The organism is Dietzia sp. Die43, assembly GCF_024519835.1.
GTDB classification, from domain to species: domain Bacteria; phylum Actinomycetota; class Actinomycetes; order Mycobacteriales; family Mycobacteriaceae; genus Dietzia; species Dietzia kunjamensis.
On the sequence record NZ_JALJRF010000010.1, the window covers coordinates 97,898 to 110,894 of the forward strand.

At 70.6% G+C, this 12,997-nt stretch carries 12 protein-coding genes; 5 read left to right on the plus strand and 7 right to left on the minus strand.

Features of this window, described 5'->3' with window-relative positions; translation table 11 throughout:
• Window positions 1–29: 29 nt before the first annotated feature.
• Both pepN and NR111_RS10235 read left to right on the plus strand, forming a co-directional pair.
• Window positions 30–2,648, plus strand: a complete 2,619-nt coding sequence (gene pepN / locus NR111_RS10230) for an aminopeptidase N (RefSeq protein WP_256820720.1) — start codon at window positions 30–32, stop codon at window positions 2,646–2,648.
• A 174-nt stretch (window positions 2,649–2,822) separates the two neighbouring features.
• Complete coding sequence (locus tag NR111_RS10235; RefSeq protein WP_256820721.1) at window positions 2,823–4,259, plus strand: hypothetical protein; 1,437 nt, start codon at window positions 2,823–2,825, stop codon at window positions 4,257–4,259.
• A gap of 25 nt (window positions 4,260–4,284) precedes the next feature.
• Here NR111_RS10235 and NR111_RS10240 read toward each other — a convergent pair whose 3' ends face one another.
• Window positions 4,285–4,896 (minus strand): HNH endonuclease, encoded by a 612-nt coding sequence (locus NR111_RS10240; protein ID WP_120286337.1) that lies wholly within the window; start codon window positions 4,894–4,896, stop codon window positions 4,285–4,287.
• A 283-nt stretch (window positions 4,897–5,179) separates the two neighbouring features.
• Between NR111_RS10240 and NR111_RS10245 the strand changes: the two genes are divergently transcribed.
• The 3 genes from NR111_RS10245 to NR111_RS10255 are packed head-to-tail and all read left to right on the plus strand — an operon-like array spanning window position 5,180 to window position 7,919.
• On the plus strand, window positions 5,180–5,575 hold the full coding sequence (locus NR111_RS10245; protein WP_096905802.1) for a globin: 396 nt from the start codon (window positions 5,180–5,182) through the stop codon (window positions 5,573–5,575).
• Window positions 5,576–5,610: 35 nt separating this feature from the next.
• Window positions 5,611–7,164, plus strand: coding sequence for a glycoside hydrolase family 13 protein (locus tag NR111_RS10250; RefSeq protein ID WP_256820746.1), 1,554 nt, complete (start codon window positions 5,611–5,613; stop codon window positions 7,162–7,164).
• Window positions 7,165–7,175: 11 nt separating this feature from the next.
• Window positions 7,176–7,919 (plus strand): SDR family oxidoreductase, encoded by a 744-nt coding sequence (locus NR111_RS10255; RefSeq protein WP_256820747.1) that lies wholly within the window; start codon window positions 7,176–7,178, stop codon window positions 7,917–7,919.
• Here the strand turns inward: NR111_RS10255 and NR111_RS10260 are convergent.
• The 6 genes from NR111_RS10260 to ettA are packed head-to-tail and all read right to left on the minus strand — an operon-like array spanning window position 7,916 to window position 12,912.
• Window positions 7,916–9,133 (minus strand): site-specific DNA-methyltransferase, encoded by a 1,218-nt coding sequence (locus NR111_RS10260; protein WP_154830476.1) that lies wholly within the window; start codon window positions 9,131–9,133, stop codon window positions 7,916–7,918. The genes NR111_RS10255 and NR111_RS10260 overlap by 4 nt on opposite strands.
• Entirely contained in the window at window positions 9,130–9,813 is a 684-nt protein-coding gene (locus NR111_RS10265; RefSeq protein ID WP_244294303.1) for a hypothetical protein, read from the minus strand. Before NR111_RS10265 ends, NR111_RS10260 begins: the two co-directional genes overlap by 4 nt.
• A complete protein-coding gene (locus NR111_RS10270) occupies window positions 9,810–10,295 on the minus strand; it encodes a thioesterase family protein (protein WP_154830477.1) in 486 nt (161 codons plus the stop codon). Before NR111_RS10270 ends, NR111_RS10265 begins: the two co-directional genes overlap by 4 nt.
• Window positions 10,292–10,750, minus strand: a complete 459-nt coding sequence (locus tag NR111_RS10275) for a thioesterase family protein (protein WP_067719802.1) — start codon at window positions 10,748–10,750, stop codon at window positions 10,292–10,294. The genes NR111_RS10270 and NR111_RS10275 overlap by 4 nt, the downstream gene beginning before the upstream one ends.
• The gene (locus NR111_RS10280) at window positions 10,747–11,232 is read right to left on the minus strand and encodes a thioesterase family protein (RefSeq protein WP_241261441.1); all 486 of its coding nucleotides are present in this window, start codon (window positions 11,230–11,232) and stop codon (window positions 10,747–10,749) included. Before NR111_RS10280 ends, NR111_RS10275 begins: the two co-directional genes overlap by 4 nt.
• A gap of 6 nt (window positions 11,233–11,238) precedes the next feature.
• Window positions 11,239–12,912, minus strand: coding sequence for an energy-dependent translational throttle protein EttA (gene ettA / locus NR111_RS10285; RefSeq protein WP_067719805.1), 1,674 nt, complete (start codon window positions 12,910–12,912; stop codon window positions 11,239–11,241).
• Window positions 12,913–12,997 lie beyond the last annotated feature (85 nt).

The window sequence follows — 12,997 nt, forward strand, 5'->3', positions numbered from 1 at the left end:
AACCCCCCACCGAACCGAGGTCCTCACCGATGCGCTCGCTCAACCTCACCCGCGCCGACGCCGCCGCCCGGTCGGAACTGCTCGCCGTCGAGTCGTACGACGTGGAGATCGATCTCACCGACGGCCACGGCGGGCCCGGGACCGACACCTTCCGTTCGCGCACCGTGGTGCGGTTCTCCTGCTCGCGTCCGGGTGCGGAGACCTTCATCGACCTCCGCGCGGCCGTGATCCGGTCGGCGACCCTGAACGGCCGGGAACTATTCCCGGCCCCCGGCGACGAGCGGTACGACGACGAGCGATACGACGACGAGGACGGCATCACCCTGCCCGACCTGCAGGCGACGAATGAGCTGATCGTGGACGCCGATCTGGCGTACACCACCACCGGTGAGGGCCTGCACCGGATGGTCGACCCGGCCGACGGGGAGGTCTATCTCTACTCGCAGTTCGAGACGGCGGACGCCAAGCGCGTGTTCGCCTGCTTCGACCAGCCCGACCTCAAGGCCCGCTACACCCTGACGGTGACCGCGCCCGAGCAGTGGGTGGTGGTGGCCAACACCCCGGCCGAGGAGTCCCCGGCCCCCGGCGGTGGCGTGGTGCACCGCTTCGCGCCCACCGAGATCATGTCGACGTACCTGGTCGCCCTCATCGCGGGCCCGTACCACGTGGTGGAGGACGCCTACACCGACGAGCACGGCACCATCCCTCTACGCCTGCTGTGCCGGGCGTCGCTGGCAGAGTTCCTCGACTCGGAACGCCTGTTCGCCGAGACCAAGGAGGGCTTCGGCTTCTACCACCGTGAGTTCGGCCTGCCGTACGCGTTCGGCAAGTACGACCAGATCTTCGTCCCCGAGTTCAATGCCGGTGCCATGGAGAACGCCGGTGCCGTGACGTTCCTCGAGGACTACGTCTTCCGCTCCCGGGCAACCGGCTACCGCTACGAGCGGCGCAACGAGACGATCCTGCACGAGATGGCCCACATGTGGTTCGGCGACCTGGTGACCATGTTCTGGTGGGACGACCTGTGGCTCAACGAGTCGTTCGCCACGTTCGCCTCGGTGCTGGCCCAGGTCGACGCGACGCAGTACACGGACGCCTGGACGACCTTCGCGATCGTGGAGAAGTCGTGGGCGTACCGCCAGGACCAGCTGCCCTCCACGCATCCCGTCGCCGCGGACATGACCGACCTGGAGACGGTGGAGACCAATTTCGACGGGATCACCTACGCCAAGGGCGCCTCGGTGCTCAAGCAGCTGGTGGCCTACGTGGGCCGCGAGCCGTTCCTGGCCGGTCTGCGCGCGTACTTCGCCGAGCACGCCTTCGGCAACGCCCGGTTCGACGACCTGCTCTCCGCACTGGAGACGTCGTCGGGGCGCGATTTGTCGGGGTGGGCCGACCAGTGGCTGCGCACGACCGGCATCAACCCGATCTCCGTCGAGGTCACGACCGGTGGCGACTCCCGCACGATCGACGGCCTGACCGTGGTCCAGGGCCCGGCGTCCCCGGGCGCCGGCGAGCTGCGCACCCACCGGCTCGGCGTGGGCCTGTACAGCCGCGACGAGTCCGGTGCGATCGTGCGCACCGAACGGGCCGAGCTGGACATCTCCGGCGAGCGGACGCCCGTCTCCGCGCTCGCCGGGCAGCCCGTGCCCGATCTGGTCCTGCCCAACGACGACGACCTGACCTACTGCTCGGTCCGGCTCGACGAGCGGTCCCTGGCCACCGTCCTGGAGTCGCTCGAGGACGTCGCGGACCCGCTGGCGCGGACGCTGTGCTGGTCCGCGCTGTGGGAGATGACGCGGGAGGGGCGCCTGCCGGCCCGCCGGTTCGTCGAGGTCGTGGCCCGGGCCGTGCCGCGTGAGTCCCACATCGGCGTGGTGCAGAGGGTGCTCACCCAGGCCCAGACCGCGCTGGCGCGCTACGCCGACCCGGCCTGGGCCGCCGCCACCGGCTGGAAGACGTTCTCCGCGGCCATGCTCACCGCGGCCCGCGACGCCGAGGCCGGGTCCGATCACCAGCTGGCGTTCCTCACCGCCCTGTGCGCCTGCCCGGTCGGTGTCGATCAGGGGCGCGTGCTCGCCACGCTCCTCGACGCCGGAGCCGACGAGGCGGGACTGCCCGGCCTCGTCGTCGACACGGACCTACGCTGGACCGTGCTCACCGCGCTGGTCGCCGCCGGCGCCGCGGACACCGACAGCATCGAGGCGGAACTGGCCACCGATGACACCGCCGGCGGAGCCCGGCGGGCTGCCACCGCGCGTGCCGCCCGCCCCACCGTCGGAGCCAAGGAGGAGGCAGAGCAGCTGCTGCTGGAGACCGGCGCCGACGCCCCCACCAACGCGATCGTGCGCGCCACGCTCCTGGGTGTCGACCTGCCCGGTCAGGAGCACCTGCTCAGCGGGCTCTGCGAGCGCTACCTGGATGACGTCACGGCGCTGTGGAGGGCACGACCCGGCGATCTCGCCCAGACCGTCGCCGAGGGGATCTTCCCGTCCTGGGCGGTGGACCGCGACACCGTCGAGCGCTTCGAGCAGGTCATCGCGGACGAGACCCACCCGTCGGCCCTCCGGCGGATCATCGCCGAGCAGACCGCCGACATGGTCCGGGCCCTGGACGCCCGCGCCGTCGACGCGGCCGAGGCCGGCTGACCGGCCGCCACTGAGACCAGCCGCCGCCGAGACACGCCGACACCGACACTCCACCCACTCCGACACGACAGCGTCTCCAACTGCCCCGATAAGTGGACTCACATCGGCGTCGTGGAAGAATTCCCGGTCTGAGTGTCGGCGCAGTCGTGCGGGCCGTGAGTGACGGGATGGCCTGTGAACGACAACCGACCTGAGGGGCGCTCCCGCCGGGGACCCGTCGCGGTGATGGCCGCGGCCGCCGCCCTCGTGCTCCTGGTGAGTGGGTGTTCCGCCGACGCCGAGCCCGCCGACGCCGCCGGGGACCGCGGGGCTCCGGGTCCCGAACCGGTGCTGGTGGGCGAGTTGCTCGCCGATCCGAGTTCGATCGCCGTGCGGCCCGGCACCGCGGAACTGTGGATCACCAACGCCGCCGACGACTCTCTGACCGTGGTCGACCCGGCCGACGCCTCCTCGGCGCGCACGCTGCGGGACGGGTACGGGGAGCACTTCACGGCCAGGCCCTCCGGGATCGCCTTCAACGAGGACGGGGCGTTCTTCGCCGTGTCAAACGACTCCAACAACGAGGTGCGCGACATGGAGTTCGTGCTCAACCCGGAGCGCGATACGCATTTCCGCGACAACAACTTCATGGGCCCCTCGCTCTTCTCCCCGGAGACCTTCGCCCTGGCGGGCCAGAACAAGCCCTATCTCGCCGACTGGCCGCAGCCGGGGTTGAGTCACGATCCGCCGGACGAAATCCCCGAGCACCAGTGCCCGGCCGAGTACTGGTCGGACACGATCTCGCGGTGCGTGTGGCCCCGTCAGGGCAGCCACCTGGACATGCTGCACGGCAACCCGCTGAGCACCGGGATCCTGCACGACGCCGTCAACGCGTACTACGTCCTCGACGGCTGCGGGGTCGGTGACACCGAGGGCGGGTGCAGCGGGCCGGGGCACGTGGCCCGCGTGGACTTCAACCGCGACCACCAGGAGGGCAACGGTTTCCACGGGGACGGCACCACCCGGCGTTACATCGACCTGCCCTACGAGCGCGTCGAGGGCGTCCCGAGCGGGATGATGGCCCACGGCGGCTGGGTCTACTACGCCGACACCGGCGCGGGCGTGGTCCGCAGGTTCCAGCCGGACAGCGGGCGCACCGAGGTCATGGTCTCCAACTGGAACGGCTCCCCCGCCGGCCACGGCGAGCACGGCCCCGGCGTGATCGACTGGAGCCACCTCCCCGGCGGCCCCGGCGACGGCGACGACCCGGAGACCGTCCGGACGTGGGTGGACGAGCACGGGAACCGCGACGCCATAGACGCCGCCGGGGACCGCTGGATCATGCCGCGCGAGACCCTCGCCGAGTACTCCTACGTGTGGGACGCCGCCGTCGAGGACGCGGGCCCGGCCATCGCGGAGCGCCCGTCGGGGCTGGCGGCCGGCGCCGACTCCTGGTTCGTCGCCGACAACGCCACCGGCCGGGTCCTCGAGTTCGCCTGGGACGGCTCCCCCGGCCGGGTCTTCGAGACCGGCATGGCCGGTGTCACCGGGCTGGCGGTGTCCGAGGACGGGCGCACCCTGTATTTCGCCGACACCGGATCCGACGGGGTCTACAGCCTCGCGCTCGGCTGACCCCGGCGACGGGGGCCCGATCGCCTCAGGCGGCGTCGAGGTAGAGGTAGTCCTCCCAGTGCGGGCCGATCTCCCGCAACTGGGACACCAACCGCCAGGTCCGGCCCCGCGGGGCGGCGAGGGGCACCCGCAGCTCCCAGCCGAGCTCGGAGAGCAGCTTGTCGGCCTTGCGGTGGTTGCACGGCGCACAGGAGGCCACGCAGTTCTCCCACCCGTGCGCTCCCCCGCGGCTGCGCGGGATGACGTGGTCGACGGTGGTGGCCTTGGCGCTGCAATAGCCGCACCTGTGTCCGTCGCGGTGCATGAGCGCCGCGCGGGTCATGGGGACCTGCGAGCGGTACGGGATCCGGACGTATTCGCGTAGCCGGATCACCGACGGCACGCGGATCGCGGTGTCCACCGAGCGGACCAGGAGCTCGACCGGGTGGTCATGGACCACGTCGGCCTTACCGCCGATCAACATCACCACCGCGCGGCGGGCGGGCAGGGCCGTCAGGGCCTCGTAGCTGGCGTTGAGCAGCAGGACGCGCGGGGCGGACGCGAGCGGGACGTGCCGGTCCGGGACCGGTTCCAGCCGGGAGGGGGATCGTGAACCCCGTTGTCGGTACTCCGTGTTCTCGCGCACTGCAGTGCCCATGGTCGGTCTCCGCTCGTCTGCCCCGAGCCCAGTGCATCAGCCGTGTCCGGGCTCGTCGTGAACCTCGCCTGCCACGATGATGCACCTTCGGTGAACACTTCGTGCGGCTAACGCGTAGCAGAAGGTGGCCGACCCCGCCGGTTCGGCCCGGCGGGCGGGCGGATCCGGGTCGCCGTCGCGGGATCTCGTCGTCGTCGTCCCCTGGGGGGTCCGGCCACCACCGCCCACCCGTCACCACCTGCCCAGGGGCCCCACGAGCGCCTGGGCAGGCATGATGGGAGGCATGAGCAGCAGCACCTTTTATGACGAGATCGGTGGAGCGGAGACGTTCCGGAAGATCGTCCACGAGTTCTACCGCCGGGTGGCGGGCGACCCCGTGCTGCGCCCGATGTACCCCGAGGAGGACCTGGGGCCGGCCGAGGACCGCCTGCGGATGTTCCTCGAGCAGTACTGGGGAGGGCCCACCACCTACTCCGAGCAGCGCGGGCACCCGAGGCTGCGGATGCGGCACAACCCGTACGTCGTCGACCGCGCCGCCCACGACGCCTGGCTCACCCACATGCTGGCCGCCGTGGACACGATCGACCGCGAGACGCTGGACGACGAACACCGGGCCGCGCTGGTCGACTACCTCACCCGCGCCGCGGCAATGATGGTCAACACCGCGGAGATCGGGTGAGGCCTCCCTCCCACGCGACGCGCCGGTGGGAGGACATGGTCCTCTACCAGATCTACCCGCGGTCGTTCGCCGACTCCGACGGCGACGGCGTCGGTGACCTGCAGGGCGTGATCGACCGCCTCGACCACCTGGACCATCTGGGCGTCGACGGGGTGTGGTTCTCCCCGATCATGCGCTCCCCCGGCGCCGACCACGGATACGACGTGTCCGACCCGCGGGACGTGGATCCGCTGTTCGGCAGCGTCGACACGCTGCGTGAGCTCCTCGGGCGGCTCCACGCCGCCCGCAAGGTGCTCATCATGGACCTGGTGCCCAATCACACCAGCATCGAGCACCCCTGGTTCGCCGCCGCGGTCGCCGCCGGACCGGGCAGCCCGGAACGCGCGCGCTACCTCTTCCGGGACGGCCGCGGCGAGGACGGCTCCGAACCGCCGAACAACTGGCCGTCGGTGTTCGGCGGACCCGCCTGGACCCGCGTCACCGAGCCCGACGGCACGCCTGGCCAGTGGTACCTCCACCTCTTCGCCCCCGAACAGCCGGACCTGGACTGGACGAATCCCGAGGTCGCCGACGATCTCGAGCGGACCCTGCGGTTCTGGCTCGACCTGGGGGTCGACGGCTTCCGGATCGACGTGGCCCACGGGCTGGCCAAACCCGACGACCTGGCGGACCTACCCGACGACGTGGAGATCGCCCAGCTCGTCGTCGACCCCCGCGACGCGCGCTGGGACCGACCCGGCGTCCACGACATCCACCGACGGATCCGCCGCGTCCTCGACGACTACCCGGGCGCCGCCACCTTCGGCGAGGTGTGGGTGGGACCGACCGACCGGTTCGCCCGCTACCTCCGACCCGACGAGCTGCACTTCGCGTTCCACTTCGCCCTCACCGGCGCCCCGTTCGACGCGCGCGCCCTGCGCGAGGCGATCGACTCCACGCTCGAGGCCGCACGGGTCTCGCGGGCGGCACCCACATGGGCGCTGTCGAACCACGACGTCGTCCGCGAGGTGACCCGCTACGGCAACGGGGCCGTCGGTACGGCCCGGGCCCGCGCCATGCTCCTGGTGACGCTGGCGCTGCCGGGGATCGCGTTCCTCTACAACGGTGCCGAGCTCGGCCTGCCCAGCGATTTTGCGATCCCCCACCATCGACTCACCGACCCCACCTGGGAACGGACCGGCCACGCTGAGATGGGCCGTGACCACTGCCGCGTGCCGATCCCGTGGGAGGGCGACCGGCCCCCGTACGGGTTCTCGACCGCCGACGGCACCTGGTTGCCGATGCCCGAGGGATGGTCACACCTCACGGTCGCCGCCCAGCGGGAGGACCCCGACTCCGTGCTGTCGCTGTACCGGACGGCGATCGGGATCAGGCAATCCTGGCCGACGGCGGACACGGAAGCGATCGTCTGGGAAAGTGAACTTGACGGGTGTCAGGCGTTTCGGCGCGAAGGCGGCGGGATCCTGTGCATGATCAATACATCCCCTCGGACGGTGCCCCTGCCCGACGGCGAGATCCTCCTCGCCTCCGGCCCACTCGACGGGAGGGATCTGCCACCGGACACCGCCGTGTGGCTGCAGGACTCCTGAAGGGCTTCGACGTGCGACTTTCCGACAAGACCGCGATCGTCACCGGCGGTGCCGGCGGGATCGGCCGCGGCATCACCCGTGCGTTCGTCAAGGAGGGCGCCAACGTCCTCGTGGTGGACATCAATGACGACGCCGGGGACGCGCTCGCCGCCGAGCTCGGTGAGCAGGTGCGCTACCTCCACTCGGACATCTCGTTCGAGGCCAACGCCGCATCGATCGTCGCGGCCGCCGTGGAGGCGTTCGGGCACCTGGACGTCCTGGTCAACAACGCCCACGCCTCCCGACAGGCGCCACTGCTCGAGACCACCGGCGACATGATGGACCTGTCCTTCTCCACCGGCTTCTACCCGACATTCTGGCTGATGAAGGCCGCACACCCGCATCTGGCAAGGCGGGACGGGTCGGTGATCAACTTCGCCTCCGGCGCCGGCATCGACGGCAGCCCCACCCAGGCGTCGTACGCCGCGGCGAAGGAGGCGATCCGCGCGATCAGCCGGGTGGCCGCCAACGAGTGGGCGCGCGACGGGATCAACGTCAACGTCATCTCCCCCCTCGCGCTCACCGAGGGCGTGGAGGCCTACATCGAGGCGAACCCGGGGATCGAGAAGCGGCTCCTGTCCGGCACCCCGATGCGCCGTTTCGGGGACCCCGAGTCCGACATCGGACGGGTCGCGGTCTTCCTGGCCAGCGACGACGCGTCGTACATGACCGGCCAGACGATGATGGTCGACGGCGGCGGGCTCATGCTCCGCTAACCGTCGTCAGAGCCGACTCGCAACCTCGGCACCAGCACGTCGCGGACCGTCTCGGGGTTGCGTTCGACCACCACCCAGCGCCGGCCCAGCGCACGAGCCGCGACCGCCGTGGTCCCGGACCCGGCGAACAGGTCCACGACCAGTTCGCCGGGGTCGGTGGCCAGTTCGACGACCCGCCGCATCAACGCCTCAGGCTTGGGGGTGCGGAACCCGTCGACCCCGGCCGCCCTCAGTTCGGCTCGCGCGGTGTCCGTCGAGCCGACCTCCTGGGACAGCCAGATGGTCTTGAGCTTCTTGATCCGACCCGCCTCGAACCGGTCCCGTTGGTAGATGTCCACCCGGGGGCCCGAGCGGCCCTTCACCGTCCGGCACACCAGGTCGCCGACGCGTTCCCGCGCCCGCTCTCGCGACCACCGCCACACCGCAGGGGTGAGATCGCCGAACACCGGGAGGACCTCTTCCAGTCCCTCGCCCGGCTCCACCGACACCTCGCCGGTGCCCGGGTCGCCGTAGAGCGGGTACGTCATGGTGGGCGTGGTCCGCGGGTTGAAACGCTTGTTGGTGTTGCGCAGCGGCAGGAGCCGGTAGCTGACCCCGTCGATGCCCCGGTGCGGGAAGTCCGCCGGATCGACCGCCGAGGCCACCCCGCCCGCCAGCCGTACCTGCTCGGGGTCACGGGCGTACACCATCAGCCGGTCGTGGGAGCCCGCGAAGAAGCGGTCCAGTTGCCGACCCTTGGGGTTGCTCTCCACCGTGAGGTCCGCGATGAACGCGTCGGCGCCGAAGATCTCGTCGAGCAGGCAACGCACCCGGTGGGCCTCGGCGTCGTCGAGGTGTACCCACACGGTGCCCGTCTCGGCGAGCAGGTCGCGGGCCACCACGAGCCGCGCCTCGATGTAGTCGAGCCACTCGTGGCGCGGCATGTTGTCGTGGTAGGCGTCGAACCGGCCCCCACGGTTGTACGGCGGGTCGAGGTAGACCACCTGCGCGGCGCCGCACGGCGCGAGGCCGTGCGCGGCCAGTGCGTCGTGGGCCTCGGCGATGCGCGCGCCGTCACCGACCAGCACGGCCCCCTCGGCGACGAACCCGGCCCCGTCGGCGCGATCCGCGTCGCCGGTGACGAGGGCCTCGATCCGCGGGACCGGGCCGTCGGCGCCCGGGGCCGCGGCGCGGCCCCGCCCGGGCCAGGAGATGGAGAAGTCGGGAGCGGTCACCGCAGTGGTTCGAGGGTGAGTGAGTCGGTCCGCCTGAACACAGTGCCGTACCGGGCGTCCAGACGGAGCCAGGCGCCGCGTTCGCTCACGCGGACCGGCTCGCCCTCCGGGGCGGAACCGGCCTTCTCCGGCACGAACCCGCACATCACCATGGAGAACACCGTCCGCATGTCCACGCCGACGGGGTGGGCGGTGTCCGCACGGACGGTCAGGGCCACCTGGTCGAGCAGCGACGGCGGCAGGCCGGCGGGGCCGGCGTTCTCCCGCGCGGCCTCCCGACCCGACCGGGTGAGGTCGAGCAGCACCTGGGCCGGCACGTCCTCGACGGGCTGGAACCCGTCGGTGGGCGGCAGCAGTCCCTGCCATGCCGAGAGCAGTGGCATACCGGGGTCGATCCGACCGTCGATGTCTCCGCGCGGCAGGACGTCGAGTTCGGTGAGCAGATGGTCCGCACCTGCAACGACGTCGCCGCCGGGGCAGTCGCCGCCGAGTCCGCGGACGACCAGTGCCCCGAAGGGAGTGCGGGCCCACACGCGCATCCGGCCCCCGGCCCCGGAGGTCAGCCGCACCACGGCGGCCTCATCGAGGCGGAGGATGCGGCGGAGGAGGGTGCGCAGGTCGTCGCGGTCGGCGGGGTCGGGCACCCGGATCATCCCGGCGTCCGAACCCGGTGCCGTCACGCCGGGTCCTCGTGCCGGAACTCCAGCAGATAGTCGCGCTCGGCGCGGGTGAACCGACGCGGGCGCTGGGTTGCCAGGTCGAACGCGGCGATGGTGGCCGTGCAGTCCACCGCGGGCGACGCCGAGTCCGGGGTGGTGCGGCCGCGGACCTCGTGCCGGGCCACGAACATCGCTCCCCCGACCTTCTCGCACCACATGCGCACGCGGATGGGGCCGTCGGCGTGCTTGACCTGGCCCCGGTACTTCACCGACAGGTCGGTCATCACCGCTCCCGCGGTGAGCGTCGCGGTGGGCATGCCCTCGGAGAAGAGCCACGGGATCCGCGCCTCCTCGATGAGCGTGATCATCCGGGCGTGGTTGACGTGATGGTAGAGGTCCTGGTCCGACCACCGGACCGGCATCGCCGAGGTGAACACCCGGCGACCCGGCTGTCCGGACACGCCCAGGGGGCCGCCGGTCTCGTAGACGAGCTGGTCGGTCACGTGGCGGGCCCCTGGTCGGTGATCGCCGCCGGCTGTGTGGCCGCCTCCAGCACGTTGCGGACACCGGAGGGAATCTCCACCGCGGTCGAGGTGGAGGAGTCGTAGGCGACCATGACCACCCGCAGCGTGCAACAGATCTCGCCCGCCGCGTCCAGGATGGTCTGGCGGATCTGGTACGACGTGGTCCCGACGTGTTCGACGTCGATCTCCACGTCCACCGAGGTGGAGTCACGCAGGACGGGCCGCAGGTGGTCGATCTCGGTGCGCCGCACCACCTGGGGCAGGTTGCCCAGGCCGAACGGCCCGAATCGGCTGCGGATGAACAGGATCCGCGCCTCCTGCGCGTACTCGAGGTACTTGATGTTGTTGACGTGGCCGTACTGGTCGAAATCCGCCCACCGCACCTGCAGGGTGCAGCGGAACGTTCCGGCGTCCACGGCGTCGCGCATGGTCATCCCGCCTCCTCCCGGTCCCCGAGCAGCGCCGCGCGCTCCTCGGGGGTGATCTCCAGTGTCGTGGTCTCGTCAGCCGCGGTCACCACCATCACGGTGTCGACCACCGCGCAGGGCTCGGAGCCGGTCGACTCGGAGCCGATCAAGGTCCGCATCGTGAACGAGGTGCGGCCCACCCGCACCACCTGCACGTCCACCCACACCTCGGGCACGCCCATGGCGATGGTGCGACGGAAGTCGATCTCCATCCACCGCGCCAGCGCGCTCGGCACCCGGGAGCCCGGCACCCCGAACTTCTCGCGGAACCACATCAGGCGGGCGTCCTGCGAGAACTCCTGGAACCGCACGTTGTTGACGTGCATGCCCACGAAGTCGGAGATGCGCAACGGGATCCGGACCCGGTGCACGGCCCCCGCCACGGTGGCGGCCCCGGGTGAGGTTCCGGTGGTCGGGGCGTCCGAGCCCTGGGTGGTCGGCGTGGCCATCTGCGGTCAGTCCCTGGTGAGCTTGCGGTGCGTGACCCGGTGCGGGCGCGCCGCGTCGGGGCCGAGACGCTCGACCTTGTTCTTCTCGTAGCCCTCGAAGTTGCCCTCGAACCAGTACCACTGCCCCTCGTCCACGTTGCCCTCCCAGGCGAGGATGTGGGTACAGGTGCGGTCCAGGAACCAGCGGTCGTGCGAGATGACCACGGCGCAGCCCGGGAAGTCCTCGAGTGCGTTCTCCAGGCTGCCCAGCGTCTCGGTGTCGAGGTCGTTGGTGGGCTCATCGAGGAGGATCAGGTTGCCGCCGACCTTGAGCGTCAGCGCCAGGTTGAGGCGGTTGCGCTCACCACCGGACAGGACGCCGGACTTCTTCTGCTGGTCCGGGCCCTTGAAGCCGAAGGCGCTGACGTAGGCACGCGAGGGCATCTCGTTCTGGCCGACCTCGATGTAGTCGTTGCCCTCGGAGACGACCTCCCACACCGATTTCTCCGGGTCGATGTTGGCGCGGTTCTGGTCGACGTAGCTCAGCTTCACCGTGTCGCCCACCTTGACGGTGCCGGAGTCCGGCTCCTCCAGGCCCACGATGGTCTTGAACAGCGTCGTCTTACCGACGCCGTTGGGGCCGATCACGCCGACGATGCCGTTGCGTGGCAGCGTGAACGACAGGTCCTTGATGAGGACGCGGTCGTCGAAGCCCTTGGTGAGCTTGTCGACGTCCACCACCACGTTGCCGAGCCGCGGCGGCGTGGGGATCTGGATCTCCTCGAAGTCGAGCTTGCGGTGCTTCTCCGCCTCCGCGGCCATCTCCTCGTACTTGGCCAGACGGGCCTTGGACTTGGACTGGCGCGCCTTGGCACCGGAGCGCACCCACTCGAGCTCGGCCTTGAGCCGCTTCTGCAGCTTCTGGTCCTTCTTGCCCTGGACCTCGAGGCGCTCGGCCTTCTTCTCGAGGTAGGTGGAGTAGTTGCCCTCGTAGGGGTGCAGCTGACCGCGGTCGACCTCACAGATCCACTGCGCGACGTGGTCGAGGAAGTACCGGTCGTGTGTGACGGCCAGGACGGCGCCGGGGTAGGCGGCCAGGTGCTGCTCCAACCACAGGACGGACTCAGCGTCCAGGTGGTTGGTGGGCTCGTCGAGCAGCAGCAGGTCGGGCTTGCTCAGCAGCAGCTTGCACAGCGCCACCCGACGCGCCTCGCCACCGGACAGGTTGGTCACCGGCGAGTCGCCCGGCGGGCAGCGCAGGGCGTCCATGGCCTGCTCGATCTGGGAGTCCACGTCCCAGGCGTCCACGGCGTCGAGCTGCTCCTGCAGCCGACCCATCTCCTCCATGAGCTCATCGGTGTAGTCGGTCGCCATCTCCTCGGCGACCTCGTTGTACCGACGCAGCTGCACCATCGTCTCGCCGAGGCCGTCCTCGACGTTCTCCTTGACGGTCTTGGACTGGTCGAGCTCCGGCTCCTGCAGCAGGATGCCGACGGTCGCCTCGGGATCGAGGAACGCCTCGCCGTTGGAGGGCTGGTCGATCCCGGCCATGATCTTGAGGATGGAGGACTTGCCGGCGCCGTTGGGGCCCACGACGCCGATCTTCGCACCGGGATAGAAGGACATCGTGACGTCGTCGAGGATCACCTTGTCCCCGTGCGCCTTGCGTACCTTCTTCATCGTGTAGATAAACTCGGCCATTCTACCCTCTCACCTGCGCAGACAGTTCACTTCGCCGCGGGTCGGCCGCGGGCACGACCCCCATGTTACGTGTCCGCCCGCGGCC